This is a genomic window from Bowmanella denitrificans (assembly GCF_039522935.1).
GTDB lineage: Bacteria > Pseudomonadota > Gammaproteobacteria > Enterobacterales > Alteromonadaceae > Bowmanella > Bowmanella denitrificans.
This window is the reverse complement of record NZ_BAAAEI010000012.1, coordinates 1-15783: the sequence shown is the minus strand read 5'-3', so window position 1 is coordinate 15783 and position 15783 is coordinate 1. Positions and strand designations below refer to the sequence as shown.

At 49.2% G+C, this 15783-nt stretch carries 17 protein-coding genes; 7 read left to right on the top strand and 10 right to left on the bottom strand.

What is annotated here, in order from left to right; all coding sequences use genetic code 11:
• The first annotated feature begins 65 nt into the window (after positions 1–65).
• Positions 66–1130 carry a nitrogen regulation protein NR(II) gene (gene glnL / locus ABD028_RS11090; protein WP_343844899.1) on the top strand — a complete coding sequence of 355 codons (1065 nt, stop codon included), beginning with the start codon at positions 66–68 and terminating at the stop codon, positions 1128–1130.
• Positions 1127–2536, top strand: coding sequence for a nitrogen regulation protein NR(I) (glnG, locus tag ABD028_RS11085; RefSeq protein WP_102794570.1), 1410 nt, complete (start codon positions 1127–1129; stop codon positions 2534–2536). Before glnL ends, glnG begins: the two co-directional genes overlap by 4 nt.
• A 19-nt stretch (positions 2537–2555) precedes the next feature.
• Here the strand turns inward: glnG and ABD028_RS11080 are convergent, their stop codons facing one another.
• The 3 genes from ABD028_RS11080 to ABD028_RS11070 form a co-directional block, all read right to left on the bottom strand.
• Positions 2556–3080, bottom strand: a complete 525-nt coding sequence (locus ABD028_RS11080) for a GNAT family N-acetyltransferase (RefSeq protein WP_343844897.1) — start codon at positions 3078–3080, stop codon at positions 2556–2558.
• Positions 3081–3122: 42 nt separating this feature from the next.
• Positions 3123–4256, bottom strand: coding sequence for a cupin domain-containing protein (locus ABD028_RS11075; RefSeq protein ID WP_343844896.1), 1134 nt, complete (start codon positions 4254–4256; stop codon positions 3123–3125).
• A 78-nt stretch (positions 4257–4334) separates the two neighbouring features.
• Positions 4335–4673 carry a DMT family transporter gene (locus ABD028_RS11070; RefSeq protein ID WP_343844894.1) on the bottom strand — a complete coding sequence of 113 codons (339 nt, stop codon included), beginning with the start codon at positions 4671–4673 and terminating at the stop codon, positions 4335–4337.
• Between the two features lie 191 nt (positions 4674–4864).
• Between ABD028_RS11070 and ABD028_RS11065 the strand changes: the two genes are divergently transcribed.
• On the top strand, positions 4865–5707 hold the full coding sequence (locus ABD028_RS11065) for a LysR family transcriptional regulator (RefSeq protein ID WP_343844892.1): 843 nt from the start codon (positions 4865–4867) through the stop codon (positions 5705–5707).
• A gap of 18 nt (positions 5708–5725) precedes the next feature.
• Here the strand turns inward: ABD028_RS11065 and ABD028_RS11060 are convergent, their stop codons facing one another.
• Positions 5726–6631 carry a LysR family transcriptional regulator gene (locus ABD028_RS11060; protein WP_343844891.1) on the bottom strand — a complete coding sequence of 302 codons (906 nt, stop codon included), beginning with the start codon at positions 6629–6631 and terminating at the stop codon, positions 5726–5728.
• Between the two features lie 111 nt (positions 6632–6742).
• On the opposite strand from ABD028_RS11060, the gene ABD028_RS11055 reads away from it, so the two are divergent.
• The 3 genes from ABD028_RS11055 to ABD028_RS11045 all read left to right on the top strand — a co-directional run bounded on the left by ABD028_RS11055 (position 6743) and on the right by ABD028_RS11045 (position 10834).
• Positions 6743–7471 carry an SDR family oxidoreductase gene (locus ABD028_RS11055; protein WP_343844889.1) on the top strand — a complete coding sequence of 243 codons (729 nt, stop codon included), beginning with the start codon at positions 6743–6745 and terminating at the stop codon, positions 7469–7471.
• Positions 7472–7913: 442 nt separating this feature from the next.
• Positions 7914–9158 carry a GGDEF domain-containing protein gene (locus tag ABD028_RS11050; RefSeq protein WP_343844887.1) on the top strand — a complete coding sequence of 415 codons (1245 nt, stop codon included), beginning with the start codon at positions 7914–7916 and terminating at the stop codon, positions 9156–9158.
• A 149-nt stretch (positions 9159–9307) separates the two neighbouring features.
• Positions 9308–10834, top strand: a complete 1527-nt coding sequence (locus tag ABD028_RS11045; RefSeq protein WP_343844885.1) for a hypothetical protein — start codon at positions 9308–9310, stop codon at positions 10832–10834.
• Between the two features lie 118 nt (positions 10835–10952).
• On the opposite strand, the gene ABD028_RS11040 is transcribed toward ABD028_RS11045, so the two are convergent.
• The 4 genes from ABD028_RS11040 to ABD028_RS11025 form a co-directional block, all read right to left on the bottom strand.
• The gene (locus ABD028_RS11040) at positions 10953–11330 is read right to left on the bottom strand and encodes an MmcQ/YjbR family DNA-binding protein (protein WP_343844883.1); all 378 of its coding nucleotides are present in this window, start codon (positions 11328–11330) and stop codon (positions 10953–10955) included.
• Positions 11331–11378: 48 nt separating this feature from the next.
• Entirely contained in the window at positions 11379–11882 is a 504-nt protein-coding gene (locus ABD028_RS11035; protein ID WP_343844881.1) for a GNAT family N-acetyltransferase, read from the bottom strand.
• A 280-nt stretch (positions 11883–12162) separates the two neighbouring features.
• Positions 12163–12615, bottom strand: coding sequence for a GNAT family N-acetyltransferase (locus ABD028_RS11030; protein ID WP_343844879.1), 453 nt, complete (start codon positions 12613–12615; stop codon positions 12163–12165).
• 241 nt (positions 12616–12856) lie between these two features.
• On the bottom strand, positions 12857–13186 hold the full coding sequence (locus ABD028_RS11025; RefSeq protein WP_343844877.1) for a DUF6176 family protein: 330 nt from the start codon (positions 13184–13186) through the stop codon (positions 12857–12859).
• Positions 13187–13834: 648 nt separating this feature from the next.
• Here ABD028_RS11025 and ABD028_RS11020 point away from each other — a divergent pair.
• Positions 13835–14074, top strand: a complete 240-nt coding sequence (locus tag ABD028_RS11020) for a type II toxin-antitoxin system Phd/YefM family antitoxin (protein ID WP_343844875.1) — start codon at positions 13835–13837, stop codon at positions 14072–14074.
• 479 nt (positions 14075–14553) lie between these two features.
• Here the strand turns inward: ABD028_RS11020 and ABD028_RS11015 are convergent, their stop codons facing one another.
• Together ABD028_RS11015 and ABD028_RS11010 are read right to left on the bottom strand one after the other, a co-directional pair.
• Positions 14554–15024 (bottom strand): PDDEXK-like family protein, encoded by a 471-nt coding sequence (locus ABD028_RS11015; RefSeq protein ID WP_343844874.1) that lies wholly within the window; start codon positions 15022–15024, stop codon positions 14554–14556.
• A 73-nt stretch (positions 15025–15097) separates the two neighbouring features.
• The gene (locus ABD028_RS11010) at positions 15098–15700 is read right to left on the bottom strand and encodes a Shedu anti-phage system protein SduA domain-containing protein (protein ID WP_343844873.1); all 603 of its coding nucleotides are present in this window, start codon (positions 15698–15700) and stop codon (positions 15098–15100) included.
• Between the last annotated feature and the right edge of the window lie 83 nt (positions 15701–15783).

Genomic DNA, 15783 nt, shown 5'->3' with positions numbered 1-15783 from the left:
TGCACCATGTTGGTGCATAGAGTTGATGGTAACAGACCAGCTCAGATTTTATTCACGAGGTATGGGTGACAACAGGATCTCCGGAAAGTCTGATCGGCCATTTGTCCCTGGCGGTGTTGCTGCTGGACGATGAGCTGAAGGTGAGATATGCCAATCCTGCGGCAGAGTCTTTCTTCGAGCAAAGTTTTAATCAACTACAGGGCCAGGAGCTGCGCAAACTGTTTTTACAGTCCAGTCTGGAAACCCAACGTTTACTCGGTGCGCTGCAATACCGGGAAAGCTTTTCTGATAGCGAAGTGCAGGTGACTTTTGCCGACGGACGTCATTCTCTGGCCGACATCATGGTCACCAGCATTGAGCAGCGCAAACAGCCTATGCTGCTGTTGGAAATTAAAAAAATCGATAATCTGCGGCGCATCAGCCAGGAAAACCAGCAATGGGCACAACAACAGGCAGCCCGCGAACTGGTGCGCGGCCTGGCCCATGAAATTAAAAACCCCCTAGGTGGCCTGCGGGGAGCGGCACAGCTGTTGGAAAAACAACTGGCTGACCCGGAGCTAAGGGAATTTACCCAACTGATTATTGAGCAATCGGACCGCTTGCGTAATCTGGTTGATCGCTTACTGGGTCCGAATAAGCCGCCAAACTTCCAGTGGCATAATCTGCACTGGGTGCTGGAAAAAATCCGTACCCTGCTGAGTCTGGATGAAATTGCCGATGTACAGTTGGTGCGCGACTACGATCCCAGTATTCCGGAGCTGTGGATTGACGATGAAAAAATTCAGCAGGCGGTGCTGAATATTGCCCGTAACGCCGTACAGGTGCTGGAGGGCAAGGGCGTTATTCGCTTTATAACCCGCATTGAGCGGCAAGTGACTATTCATGGCAAGCGCTTCCCGCTCTGCGCACAGATTAAAATTATTGATAACGGCCCAGGCATTCCCGATCGCCTTAAGGACACACTTTTCTACCCCATGGTCACAGGCAAACAGGATGGCACCGGGCTGGGGCTGTCGATAGCCCAGAATCTAATCGATCACCACAGGGGTAAAATTGAAGTGGAAAGCTGGCCCGGCCATACCGAATTTACCATTTACCTGCCCATTGATAAGAAGGAGCCCGGACTATGAGTGCTGCACCGGTTTGGATAGTGGACGACGACAGCTCCATTCGCTGGGTACTGCAAAAGGCCCTGCAGACAGCAGATATTGAATGCTATAGCTTTGACAATCCACAGGACTTACTGCGCCAGTTGGAAGCCGGCCAGCAACCAGAGGTGATTGTGTCGGATATCCGCATGCCACAAATGGATGGCATGCAGTTGCTGGAGGAAATACATCGCCAGTTTGCCAATCTGCCGGTCATTATTATGACCGCCCATTCCGATCTGGACAGTGCGGTGAACGCCTATCAGGGCGGCGCCTTTGAATATTTACCCAAACCCTTTGACATCGATGAGGCGGTAAATCTGGTGAAACGGGCGCTGGCCCATTCCCGCGAACATCTGAAACAGCAACAGCGCCAGGTGCCAAGGCTGGAAACCGAAATCATCGGTGAAGCGCCGGCCATGCAGGAGGTATTTCGCGCTATTGGTCGTTTGTCTCGCTCCAGTATCAGTGTGTTGATCAACGGTGAGTCTGGTACAGGTAAAGAGCTGGTGGCCAGAGCGCTACACAAACACAGCCCCAGAGCAAAGCAGCCATTTATTGCCCTGAATATGGCAGCGATTCCCACCGACTTAATTGAATCCGAATTATTTGGCCACGAGAAAGGCGCTTTTACTGGCGCACAGAATGCCAGGCAGGGGCGTTTTGAGCAGGCCGATGGCGGCACCTTGTTTCTGGATGAGATTGGCGATATGCCGCTGGATGTGCAGACCCGCTTGCTCAGGGTGTTGGCCGACGGTCAGTTTTACCGGGTTGGTGGGCATAATCCGGTATCGGTGGATGTGCGTATTATTGCGGCCACACACCAGAATCTGGAACAGCGGGTGGGCCAGGGCAAATTCCGTGAGGATTTGTTTCACCGCCTGAATGTGATTCGTATCCATATTCCGCGTCTGGCAGAACGGCGTGAAGATATTGGCCCGCTGGCCGAACACTTTCTGCTTAAAGCGGCCAAAGAGCTGGAAGTGGAAGCCAAAACCCTGGGCAAGGATACCGCCAGAATCCTCAGTCAGTTGCCGTGGCAGGGGAACGTCCGTCAGTTGGAAAACCTGTGTCGCTGGTTAACCGTCATGGCCAGTGGCAAAGAAATCATTCCTTCAGACTTACCCCAGGAGTTGCATGAACAGCCTATTGGGCGTGATGGTACAGAACCTGGTGGTGACTGGCAGAGTCTATTGGCCGTCTGGGCTGACAAACAATTGCAGTCAGGACGCCAGAATATTCTGAATGACGCCAGTATCAGTTTTGAAAAAATCCTGCTTGAACGGGCCTTGCATCATACCCATGGCCATAAACAGGAAGCGGCACGTAAACTGGGGTGGGGGCGCAATACCCTGACCAGGAAATTAAAAGAACTGGGAGTAGAGTAGCACCGCTGGTCAGGCGGGATTATGCGTGCCATTCATACAGACAAATAGTATGGCCATCATCGTCAAATTCCCTGACCAGCAACATGCCAGCTTTTTCCAGCACCCGTCTGGATGCCAGGTTTTGTGGGTAAACAGTGGCAATAATCAGCTCCAGTCCATGCACCTGGGCGCCGTGATTCAACAACGCTGGTACAAACTCACTGGCCAGACCCTGGCCCCACAGGTTGCGTCTTAGCGCGTACTTGATCTCGGCTTGTGGTTGGTTACCGGGATGGACCAGCCCACAAAAGCCGGCAATCTGGCCGCTGGTTTGCTCTTCAAGGGTAAACATTCCGTAGCCTCGGGTTGCATAGTTGCGGGCCGTGACATGCAACCAATTGTGACACTCAGGCAAGCTGATCGGTTTTCTGTCCCCCACCCATTGCATTGCCAATGGGTCGGAATACACCTGATACAGGGCATCCAGATCACTGTTACGCCAGCGCCGACAAACTAGCCGCGGCGTATTAAACAGACATTCGTTGTGTTGCTCGGGCCTAATCACTACTGCCTACATGGGTAAAGGGGACGGCTTTAATCTACCAATCTATTCAGTCAGCTCCCACACGCCAGCATTAACCAGCGGTAATATGCTGTGGCACAGTGCAGTTAAGCTGATTTCGCTGATGTCATCTGGCTTGTACCAAACCGTATCAGTACATAATGTTTCAATATAGGGCAAAAGTGCTTTATCTACCTGTTGATTGAGTTCGCCAAAGTGCAACAATATGCAACTGTCATTGCACTCCAGCCATACACCTTTATATTCAAGCTGACGCTGCAAAGGTTTGGCGGCCAGCAAATACGCGGCCAGTTCCGGGGCCCGAATATTCTGGGTTTGCGTCTCCGCCATCTCTGGCCCTTTGCTCAGAAACTCTCCCAACCACAGTTCAAATTCTGGCTGATGCAGACTGGCTTGAATTAATTGCCTGATGCATTCAACTTCAGTGCTGAGTACTTCACCGGCGAATCTGCGTGGCGCTAAACCCTTATCCTCGTAGCGTTGATGAAATGCGTCCTGCTGCAAAGCAAAATCCGCCAGCGAAGACAGCAGTTCCTGTTGATTGGGGGCGCGAAAACCTACTGAATAATTTAAGCAAGGCTCCAATGCTTCACCGCAATGGGGGAAACCTGGCGGAATATACAAAATATCGCCGGCGGTCAGCACTTCATCAATCAACGGCTTAAAGGCGGCCACCTGGCTCAGGCGTGGATGAGGGCGGGTTTGTTGATGCTGCCCCTTGTCACCTACCTGCCAGCGGCGACTGCCCTTACCCTGTATAATAAACACATCGTACTGGTCTAAATGCGGGCCGACCCCGGCGCCGGGCACCGAAAAGCTTACCATCAGGTCGTCGACCCGCCAGCGCGGTACGAAGTTAAAGGCATTCAGCAGTTCGCTGGCTTCATCCAGATATCTGTCCCCCCCTTGTACCAGCAGACTCCATTGCCCCTGACAATGCTGGCTGAATTCCGTAAAAGGGCCCTGTGTTACCTGCCAGTTATCGCCCTGCCTGGACACAATGCGGGCATCGATATCGGGCTCCTGAGCCAGCCCGGCTAAATCATGTTCATCCAGGGGATCGAGAAATTCGCTAAAGCCGCCTCTGATCAGCACAGGCTGCTTTTGCCAGTGTTGTTGAAGAAACTGTTGTGGGTCAAATGCGTTGAGTTGGTACATAAGGAACAGAGCTATACGTGAATATCAGGCAATGCCGCTACTATAACCTGTTTTACCGCAAGCGGACGTATTCCAGTCTTACGGAGTAGGCTGAGGATCCAAGTGCAGCCCAACAATAGCCGCCAGGATAATAGTCACATAGAGAATTCTTTGTGCACTTACTGGTTCGCCAAAGATCAACGCACCAAAAATCACAGACCCGGCAGCACCAATGCCAGTCCAAACGGCGTAGGCCAAACCCAGCGGCAGCACATTCAGTGCTTTACCCAGGGTAATGACAAAACCTGCCAGCAAGATTACTGACAAACAGGTCCATCCGAGTTGGGTCATACCTAAAGACTTTTTGGTGGCGATTGCCCAAAACACGTCGAGCACGCCGGACAATATCAGCAGCACCCAGGCGGTGACTTGACTCATATCAGTGCTCCTGCGGTTGGCGCTACGGAAAACACCTGGATATCAGTCAGGCCAATAAAAGCCAGAGAAGCTTTAATATTTAGCAAAGTCGTCATGCAATCTTTCCCGCAGTTAAACTCTGGTTATTATTAATTTGTGTGAATGCGAATGATAGAGCATGATTTGCGAAACATATTTGCAAGGGTGCGAAAATGCTTACCTATCAGGACCTGCAATTGGTGGCGGCATTGGCTCGCGAAGGCACCCCTGTGGCGGCCTCTAAATATCTGAATATTCATTTGGCCACCTTATATCGGCGTTTGAAGGAGCTGGAGTGTCATCCCGCCGGGCCGCTCTTTAAGCGTGTAAGGGGGCGCTATGTACTCAGTTCCCTGGGCGAAGAACTGGCCCAGGCGGCTGGGAAAATGGAAGAACAACTGGCCGTGGCACGTCGTCGGTTGGCAAGTGGCGAGGAGCAGTTGCAAGGGAGGGTAACCGTAACCACGGCCGACTCGCTGGTACCTTTGGTTACCCGTGTTATGCAGGCGTTTCGCATATTGCATCCAGCTATTCATTTTGAGTTAGTGGTGACCAATCAGTTTGCCGATCTGGCCCGCTATGAAGCCGAAGTGGCGATTCGGCCAACCAATACGCCGCCAGAAACCTGGATAGGTAAAAACGTTGGCGATTTTGACTATGGGATTTATACCGGGGCAGGCACTCAGGAACCGTTATTCTGGATCAACTTGGATAGTAGCCTGTCGTCAATTCCTGCTGGACGTTGGCTGGCCAAGCATGTTCCTGCCCAGCAGGTGGTGTTAAAGGTTAACAGTATGTGGGCTGCAGCTCAGGCCGCGGCGAGCGGTGTAGGTAAGGCACTATTGCCCGATTATCTGGCCCGATATTTACGCCTGCAGCGTTTGCAAGGAATAGACCCACAACTGTCGTGCCCGTTATGGCTGCTTATCCATCCAGACCTGCGTTACACACCAAGAGTGCAGACCTTCTTGCGCTTTGCCACCGAGATGCTACGAAAGGAACTACAGGCGGCCTGATACAGGGCCTTGTTCAATTCACGGCTGTGCCGGTACTTTCCAGCGATTAAACAAAAACTGCCACACGGCTTGTGCGGCTTTACTGCGCTCACCCAGGCATAATAAGTGAATTGGGCTGCTGTCCGGATGATGCCAATCGGTAAAGACCGGAATCAACTTGCCATCTTTGCGTTCGCTGGCAATAAACATAGGGTCAATCATCATAATACCCAGTCCGGCACAGGCCATATCGACCAGCAGCCGACTGTTGTCGGTTTGTATGGCAGGTTTAACCTCAACCGTTTGGGTCTGGCCCTGAGCATTGGCAAAAGGCCAGAAATTAAAACGGCTGGTACGGTTGCTAAACACCAGGCATTCATGAGCTTCTAACTCGCTTGGATCATTTGGCGTGCCTTTGTTGGTCAGGTATGCCGGTGCGGCAAACCAGCCCCAGCGTTTCATACCGATTTTTCGGGCGATCAGGGACGAGTCCGGTAATTGGCCAATGCGAATAGCAATATCCACTTTTTCTTCCAGCAGATCGACGGTGCGATCATCCAGGCTGAGATCCAACTCAATATCCGGGTAAGTGTCACGCAATCCTCCAAGTAGCGGTAGCAGAAAGGTCTGGCCCATCAGTACACTGGCACTGATCTTCACCCGGCCTTTAGGGGCGAGCTGCATATCATCTTTAAGGTGATGCAAATTGCTTAATACCCCTTCCAGGTCACCTGTGCTGCTGAGCAGATTTTGCCCAACATCGGTTAAATGCAACTGTCGGGTTGAGCGCTTAAGTAAGGGCTGGCCGACAAAATCCTCTAACTGACGAATTTTCTTACTGACCGACGAACGCGGTAGGTCGAGTTCTGTGGCGGCGGCCTGGAAGCTGCCGCGGGCCGCAACCAGATGAAAAACATGCAGCAGGGGCAAATTCAGATAAGACATTGCTCTATTGTTTCTATATGGGAATCATTTGGTGTCTATATTGGTGCCTTATTGTTGCCTGATCAAGTTGCTAATCTGTTGCGACTTCAGCAATTCAATAGGAACAGAATGATGAGCAATAAAACGATCTTAATCACCGGGGGTACGGCGGGTATTGGCCGCGCGTTAGCCGAACATCTGCTGGCCGCAGGTAACAGAGTGATTATTACCGGCCGCAATCAGGCCAGGGTAGATGAGGCAAGCAAACAGCTGGGCTGCATGGGGTTTGTGGCAGACAGCACGGACAGCGCACAGCTCGCCAGCTTAGCCAGTGCATTGCAAAGTGACAGGGTTACACTGGATGGCCTGGTGCTGAATGCTGGTGTGTTTTATCCACAATCGATACTGGCCAGCCAGGAAAGTGACTTTGATCTGACCATGGCCGCCAATGCCAAAGGACCGCTGATAACCTTGCAGCAACTTCAACCTTTACTGAATAATCCATCCAGCGTGGTATTTGTATCCAGTGTGGCGGTGACCAAAGCCTTTGCCGGTGCGGCAGTTTATGCTGCCAGCAAAGCCGCATTTGAAGCCATTGCCCGGGTCGCTAACCTTGAGCTGGCGTCTCTGGGTATTCGGATAAGCTCGGTTCGTCCCGGTGTCACTGCCACAGAAATCCAGGGCAAAGCGGGTATGAGTCAGGAACAGCAGGATGCCTTCTTTGCTACCTTGCAGAGCACGCCGCTGGGGCGGGTGATGACGCCGCAGGATCAGATTGGTGCCATCGCGTTTTTACTTTCAGACCAATCTTTTGCTATGCGCAACGCCGTGCTGGAAGTAGACGGTGGCTACTTGCTGTAATGATTTCAGTTCCGGCATGGCATTGCGAAAGCGGGTCAGCCAGATGCGGTCTGCTAACAGAATATGATTCATAGTGGCATGAATCGATGCGAAGAATGCCCCATATTCTGTTTTCGCTGCGCATCGCTTAGCTCTGCCAATTGCCCGAACAAAGGTTGATTGAACTGCATATTGTATTTGGCAAAACCTCGAAACTGGTTCTGGTGTGCGCCCACGTTGGATCCAATAGCCTTAGGTATGATGTATTTGCTTATTTTGCCGCAGATTGATCAAGTTAAAAAATTCGCGTGCATGAACCGTAATATGTCAAAGGAGACTCCCGCCTTAACCTATGGTTAAATGGCTATGTGTTCCATTCAAACAGGACGTTGATTGTCAGGAGCATGATTAAGTGCCGTTTTCGTTGCGGCTGTAACAGACGTTATTTGTAGTTGAGTTTGCATTGAACGGTATCACCGCTTTTACCGTAGATATTACCACCCTGGCACTGGCTCGTGGCATCGTGCAGATGATGCTGGGAGGACTGCTGCTTTACTTGGGTAGCCGCCACAGTGACGCACGGGATGCCAGATGGTGGGCGATAGGTTTTTTTGTTAACGGTCTCTCACTGTTTGTTTTTCCATTTGCCTTGCCAGCCGCATGGGAACCCCCCAGGGTTATCTTAAACCATCTGACCTTAGGGGCTTCTTCACTGTTCTTTTTGATAGGATTCTGGAAGTTTGGCCAACAGCCTGTCAGACCCTGGTTGTTGGTATTGTTGATGCTTTTTCCCATCGTCAGTCTGACTGCCTGGGAGTATCTATGGCCTAATGCCCGCTATCGCATATTGTTTACGGCTGCAGGGCAGATACTGTATTTGTTTTTGTTACAGCACAGCTTATCTCACCCACCCCGCGAAGAGATCGCGCGCTTATATAAACGCTTACGTTATGCAGTGGTCGTTTATATTCTGGTGTATATATGGTCTTACGCCAGTATTGCGGAAATTCTGCCAACCACGGCGCGTCTGACCCTGGGATACCATCGTTCTATCTTCAGTGTAGCGTCGTTACTCTATATGCTGACGCTGGCGGTGGGTTGTCTGACACTACAGTTTGCCATGCTGGCAGCCCGAAATGCTGACCTGGCTCGTATAGACTGGCTTACCGGATTACTGAACCGGCGCGGTTTTTTTAATGCTTTGCAGCTTAAACAGCAGGGGCAAAGAAACCATTCACCCACCAGTATTGTGGCGATAGATATCGACCACTTTAAAAGTATCAATGACCGTTACGGGCATGCTTGTGGTGATCTGGTTTTGCAGGACTTCAGTCAGCAGCTTCAGGCGCATGCCGGTAACGGCAGACTGATAGCCCGTATGGGGGGCGAAGAATTCTTAATTGTTATGGATGAGGATCTTAACGCTGCTGCCACACTGGCCGAAGAAATTAGAAAAGCGCTTGAACAGCGGTCTTTAGTTACTTCTGACGGGATAACCTTGCGGGTGACTGTGAGTATCGGCATCCATCAGGTAGGCACTGCTGAAAGTATTGAAAAGGCGTTAATTAATGCAGACCAGGCATTGTATACAGCCAAAGAGAATGGCCGTAATCAGGTTGTATGTTGGTCGTTTCGCGATCTTCCGGCCGACCAGCGCCACTACCGTGCAGATAGTCGCATGAGAGCGCATCAACCACAAAATAGTTAGATTCCCTTCCAACTGGCGGAGGGCACCTTTGCCACTTGTACCAAAATTTACAAATTGATTATCTTACTTACTCCTTATGCCCTACTGGCAACCTTTATATTGGCAGGCGATTTACCCAAACCCCAGTCAAATTAAAGGAGTAGTTGAAGTTGAAGATGTTATTGATTGCAGGGACATTAACCCTGGTGCTTAGCGCCTGTGGAGGTTCTTCGGGTGACAATAAAGAGGCCGACAAGCCTGTCAATCCACCGCCTGTGACCGAACCGACCCCGGACCCTGCTCGGACATTCCCGGACAATACCCTGTGGGGAGAAAGTATCCGCTACTTTGCCGAGGAGCAGGAGGGGCAAAATCGGATCACCTCCGTAACGCACAGTGCTGAGGGCAATCTGTGTTATCTGACAGAGCAAACATTACCGGAGAACTATTATCGTTTTCCACCCAAATGGGGGAGCCGGGTTGATTGCAAAAATGCCCAGGGCGAGGTGTTTTTTAGCCACCACAGCACCGGCAATAATATTTTGAAGCAGGTGTTGTTTACTCAGCAGGGGCAGTTTGTGGTGGCGGAGTTAATTCAGGCCACTGCGGATGGTGCAAGGTTTCTCCAATACTATCTGCAACTGACATTGCACAATAGTCAGGGAGAGGTGTTGCAGCAAAAGCTGGTCAGCCATGATGCCAGCAAACACGAACAGTACCTGTATGTGTTTGATGCAAGTCCGGAGTATGAGGCCGGGCCGGAAGGGGTTTACCGCTTTACACTGAATAACACCGCCAAGCAGGGCAACGCACTGTTGTTTGATATCAGCACGGTGAAGCTGCAATGGCATGCGCAGTCACTGTATATGCTTTCCTATATTGATGGAGTGTCACTGTACCGCTTTGACGCTAATCTTGAGCAACGCTGGGTCAAACAGGTTGCGCCCAATTACAGTTTATTGCATTCCCGGCTGGGATTCTTTAATCCTGCTTTTACTTTTTCCGATGATGAAATTCTGCTGGCATTTGAGTCAACGGATGCAGAAGCCAAAGCCTATAACTGGCATTTCGGTCGCAATCTGCCGTTACGCGGGGGGGATAAGCAAGGGTATAAGAATATTACGCTGGCGGCTTATGATTTACAGGGGGAATTTTTACGTGATTTCCGCTTGCTCAGTGAAGGTCGCCATGAAAAGCTGGTGGATCTGACCTATCAGCAGGGCAGCTTGTTTATCGGTGCCAACACGCATGTGAAAAAATTTGATAAGCCCAATTACACCACAGAGTTTGACCTGGTGTTAATGCGCACCAATCCGGCCTCTGGCGATATTCTTGACTACTATGTGCTGGACATCAATCAGGAAGATTACGCTACTGTGTTTGTACCCATGCCCAATCAACGTTTTTTGTTTGCCGGTCAGAATGGCTATCGCCAGGTAGACAGTAACAGTCAGGTGTCAGATGGTCAGGGCATGGTACTGGAAGTCACGGCCAACGGCGAAATCACCCGGACCATGTTTCTTCATCAGCCGCGTAATGTGTCTATTGAATCCGTGGTCGTTACTGAGCAGATGCAGTTACTGTTTGGTGGTATTTATGACGGCCCCATCAGCCATACTTGTGATAACGGCGATATGAGTATGTGTTATCAAAAGGCGATGTTGGGGCTGGGTAGTCTGACGCCACTGGCGCAATAACCACCTAAATCGTGGAGTAGGTTTGACTATTTTCCAAGCCGGGCCTTTGGCAAATTGCCAAAGGCCCGGCTTGTTCGCTGTTCATCGCAGTGGAGAGTTCAGCAAGCCTTGATGCCACTCAGATGGCGCTTGTCACCGCAATAATGCTCAGTTCTTTTTGCTTTTTCTTACTGAGCCCGCCTGCCACAATCCGATAAGACTCGGACAGGTAATACCTTAACTCTTCATCCAGTTCACCATCTGTTGCCGTTTGCTGTATCCATTTCATCCCCCGGCTGGCCAGGTACGGGGCTGGAATATAGCCGTCTTTGTGGCTTAAGAACTCAAAGTTCAGATCAGAGGTTTTAAAGGTAAACGCCGGTGTCGATGCCTTACTTTGAGTGCCGATGGCAAAGACCTTTCCACCCACTTTCCACACATCGGAATTACCCCATTGAACGACATGAGTGGTGGCCAAAAAAGTGCTGCAGAACTGATTAAATTCCTTGTGGTTCATATTTTACCTGCGTCCTTTGAATGTTGTCTGATCAGGGTGATCAGCCAACTAAGCGGGTTTCGGCAATGCGTAGATATCCCTGCTCAGGCCGTCACTAAAGGTCTGCCGCCGGACCTTGCGGCCACCCAACTTTTCAACCAGATGACGGGCCGCGACATTTTCATCATTCATATAGGTTTCCACCTGATCCCATTTGAACTGGTTATAAGCATACAATAACGCCGCTTTGGATGCTTCGGTGGCAATACCCTTACCCCGGCTGTCCGGCATAACCCACCAGGTGAGTTCCCTGGGCCAGTCTGCCCCCTGCCAGAAACCGCAGGTGCCAATCTGACGATGATCGGATTTTTGCTGAATAACCCAGACACCAAAACCCAATAGGTGCCATGAGCCAATATCTGCCTTTAACCTGGCCCAAACCTGCTCTTTACCTATGGGACCGCCATACAGGGCGGATGCTTCCGGGTCGGTATAAAAGCGCTGATAAACATCAAAGCTGTCCAGGTTTGGCGGGATTAATCTCAGTCGATCTGTTTCTAATGTTGGTATCATCTTCTTGCTCTGCTGACGGTTTACATTTATCCACCTCAGACATTGTTACTGCGAGGCGTATTCAGGGCGACCAGATGGCATGCTTTTGTTGCTAATAATGTGAGCAGACTTTTTCACCACCTGGCTTGATTCAGCCCGACAGTTTGGTTCAACGTCCAACTCAGCGTCTGAGCCTACCGGGTTAGAGAGTGTTATGGAAGGTGCATGCTCGTATAGAATTAGGTTGATTACCTTGGTTTCAACCCAGTAAATATCGCTTTCGGGGCAGTGTTGAAAAGCCTCATTCAAAACCCGGAGGGCTTGAGACTACCGCACGCATTTCAAAGGTAGTATCAGTTTGCATATAAGGTTTAAACCCTAATTTTTCATAAAGTTTTTTAGCCGGATTGGACCGCAGTACACTTAGTTTTACTGAAGCACCTGATGCGAAAGCTCTTTTAAGCACATCTTTAATTACGCGTTGGCCGATGCCTTTTCCTCGAAAATGCGTATCGATTTGAATTTGAATAAGATCCCACTCGTCTCCTTCCTCCACAAGTTTCAACAACCCGCAAACTTTGCCCTTTACGCTGATTATTTTTGCCGAGTCAAATCTTAGCTTAATTCTGTTTAAGTGTTCTTCGTCATCTTGGGTTAAGCCTTCAGCTTGAATATGAGGGGTCATTGACTCCTTACGAAGCATAAGAAGGTAGTCGATGTCCTTTGAAGTCGCTTTCCTGTATTCAATATCCACATTAATACCTGAAAAATAATACCGATTCTCTCCCAGGGGCTTTGCCTCGTCTATCTGGCAATCATTGAGGAGATTCGTCCATGCTTGACTTTAATTGTTTCGACGGCGTGCCAGTCCCATTCAGGTTACCCAGTAGCGTCCAAAAAGCATGTGTCATTTTGGCCTGTAACAAATACCTTCACGTACAGATTGGGAGCAACAGCACCATACCACAGAGCAAAATGTACAGCTGCTGCTAAGGTTACTCACGTGGTATATCGATCAGCGGTTCTGCTAGGATATTACCGTCTTCAGATGTGATCTCAGCCATCAACTTATAGTGGAATTTGTCAATTGGATGCTTTAATTGCATAGAAATTTCAAAAACTCGCCTGATTGATTTGGCGCGAAGATACCAGAGGAGATACTTCTCCCCATCTATTTCGACCTTGAACCAAGATTCAATTTGAACTTCTTCATCTTGTAAAGTAGCTGCCGCTTCGTCTAACCGAGACGCTATGGTGCTCCGCCATTCCTCGACTTTATCCTCTGTTCCGGCCTTTAGCTTGATTAGCCCTGAAGCGTATTCCATTGGTTCATTCTCTCTTAAAATACAACGAATGATCTGGACTCTCCGTTCCCAGGTCAAGCTTAACTGGCTACCTTTGATGAGAACAGTCCATGTCTGATTACAACTATGGCTATGGCCGTGAATTAGCCAAACAGTGTTAAGTATCTTTGGTGAATACCGCCATAGCAAGGCTTGAATGCATGATCTCCTTGCCTTTACGACATGCCGTCCGTGGCGTGCCAGTCCCATTCGAGTGTCCTGCCTGTTGCCCTGAGCCAGCTAAAGCTGTTTAATCTGGTGCCCCTCCAGACTATTTCCCTATGATAGTTAGTTAATACATTTCACCACGAAGAGCACGAAGTGCACGAAGGACAGTAGCTATTGTCCATTCTTCGTGTTCTTCGTGTTCTTCGTGTTCTTCGTGTTCTTCGTGGTGGAAAAATAATTACTTAGAAAGATCGGTTGTTGGTTTTGGCGTCTGGCAAGTAATAACAGAGTTATGTTTCCGGGGATGCTATCTCTGAGGTGTCTTCCACTCAACTTGCTTCCAGCAAATTGCCCACCTTTTAGTCGTGCCCTGAACTGACCGGGAATTTTCTAGCGGGGCGCAAAGCTGCTTGGGCCGCTTGGGGGCAAAGCTTTGGCTTAGTTGTCCCATTACCAATATCAATGTACCTGACCCTGTTGATCCTGTTGATCGCAAGCATCACCGAATTTAAAGCAAACCCCATGAAAGTGGCAACTAGCGCCTTTGGTGCGCCTGTTGCTGTACTCAACCGCAATGAGCCTGCTTTTTATTGTGTCCCTGCAAGCACATACGAAATCATGATGGATAAACTCGAAGATCTTGAGCTGCTCGCTATTGCCAAGGAACGCTTAAATGAAGAAAGCGTTTCAGAGGTAAACTAGAATGGTCGGGTGATCTAGACGACATGAGACGCGCTTAGTGATCCTTTCGAGAAAGCCCTTCTCGCAGAGTCGCTGAGAACTCAGAGTAATTGAAAACAACAACTACCCCAGCGAGCTTTTCTCTGCGCCCTCTGTGTCACAGCGAGAGGCATTTCAATATCGGCCCAGGGCCGGTTCGTGACTTTTGGTGTAGTTCGTGGTCGTCTATTTTATTACCACCGGGGACGTGTAGAGATTGTTGACTTAACTTGCTTCCAGTGCGAAAACGCCCGGTATCAACCAGGCACTATCCGACGCCTACCTAAAGCAGACCGGATTGGTCTCACTGCGTGATGGATGGATCAAGCTTCACTATTCTGGATGAAACGCCCTCGGCTCTGGCTCCTGCTTCGCCCCACCTCCTGCATCCTAGCACTCGTGTGCACAGCCACATGCAGGGTGTTGTGGGGACTGGGGGCTAGAACCCCCCGGTTACGCGACTAGGCTTTTGCCAGCCGCTGAAAATTAATTGCAATGTATTTTCTAAAACGTTCGTGGCAATGCTCTTTGTACTCTCCAGTTTCTTTGTTTTTACGCTTACCATTGAACCAAATTGAACGCTTACCAATATTTTTGCCTGACTTATTTTGTACTGATTCTTGGATAAACTCTTCAGAACTCATAATCCAGAATGTTTCTAAACGCTCGGAATAGAAAACAAAATAGTAGTTTTCACGGTGCTCGTGGGTTAGTGCGGCAAAAAGCGCCGCGTCGCCCATTTTTACATCGTTGGATCGAGCTTTAACCTGAATCTCTACAAAAGTTCCATCTTCTCGGCGAACTACAGCATCAATACCGTTATCGTCGATTAAAGGCATATAGACATCAATGCCTTCTTTGAGCATTAAGCCTGCGACCCAATATTCAATGCGCTTTCCAAAACCAGCAGAATGTCTAAATGGTATGGTCATGTTTAAAGCCTAACGCCGCGCTCTGCGGAAATTTAGGAGCGCTAGTGAGTAAATTTTCCGTAGCAGCGCCTTGTTAAATGCCATGTGGCGATAACCCCGTAAGCACCGTATATGCAGTACACGCCCTATAAAATAGATCATCATAGGTTAAAAACTCATCTACGTTGTATTGCTGAATTATTATCTCCTTATATCTATTGATATCTGCTACGTTATTAAAACTAGATTGAGTCGAACGACTCATTATAAGGCTTGTTTTGCACTTGGTATGAATTCCAGGATACCTTGTTCGTATTTGGTTATAGTGCTCTCTAATGTAGTGTACCCACTCGGCAGTTTGAAATGCTGCTTGACCAACTTCTGCTCTTGGTTGGCCTTGTTTAGTGGCAACATTCTTAGAAGCTCTTTCTAGTTCAACTAACTTGTAAGATTGATCAGCGTAGGAAACTATAAAATCCGGCTCTACATATGTTTTCCCAATAGGCGATAACTCTCCATCTGGGTAATGTAGCTTAGGCTTACTTTCACAACTGCCATATACATCTAATAGAATTGGATGTTTTTCTATTAGCTTATGAAATACATCTTCAGTTTCATGAGATTGAAATAGTAGAGTATTTCTAAAATCATCTATTGCTAGTTTTAATGTGCCTAAGCGATTTGTATAATTCTCCACCCACTGATTAGTTGCTCTGTAGTGGTCAAGTCATATTGGCCACAGGTTTATAGTTACGCCAGTATCTTCGTTCTGACTCGTTT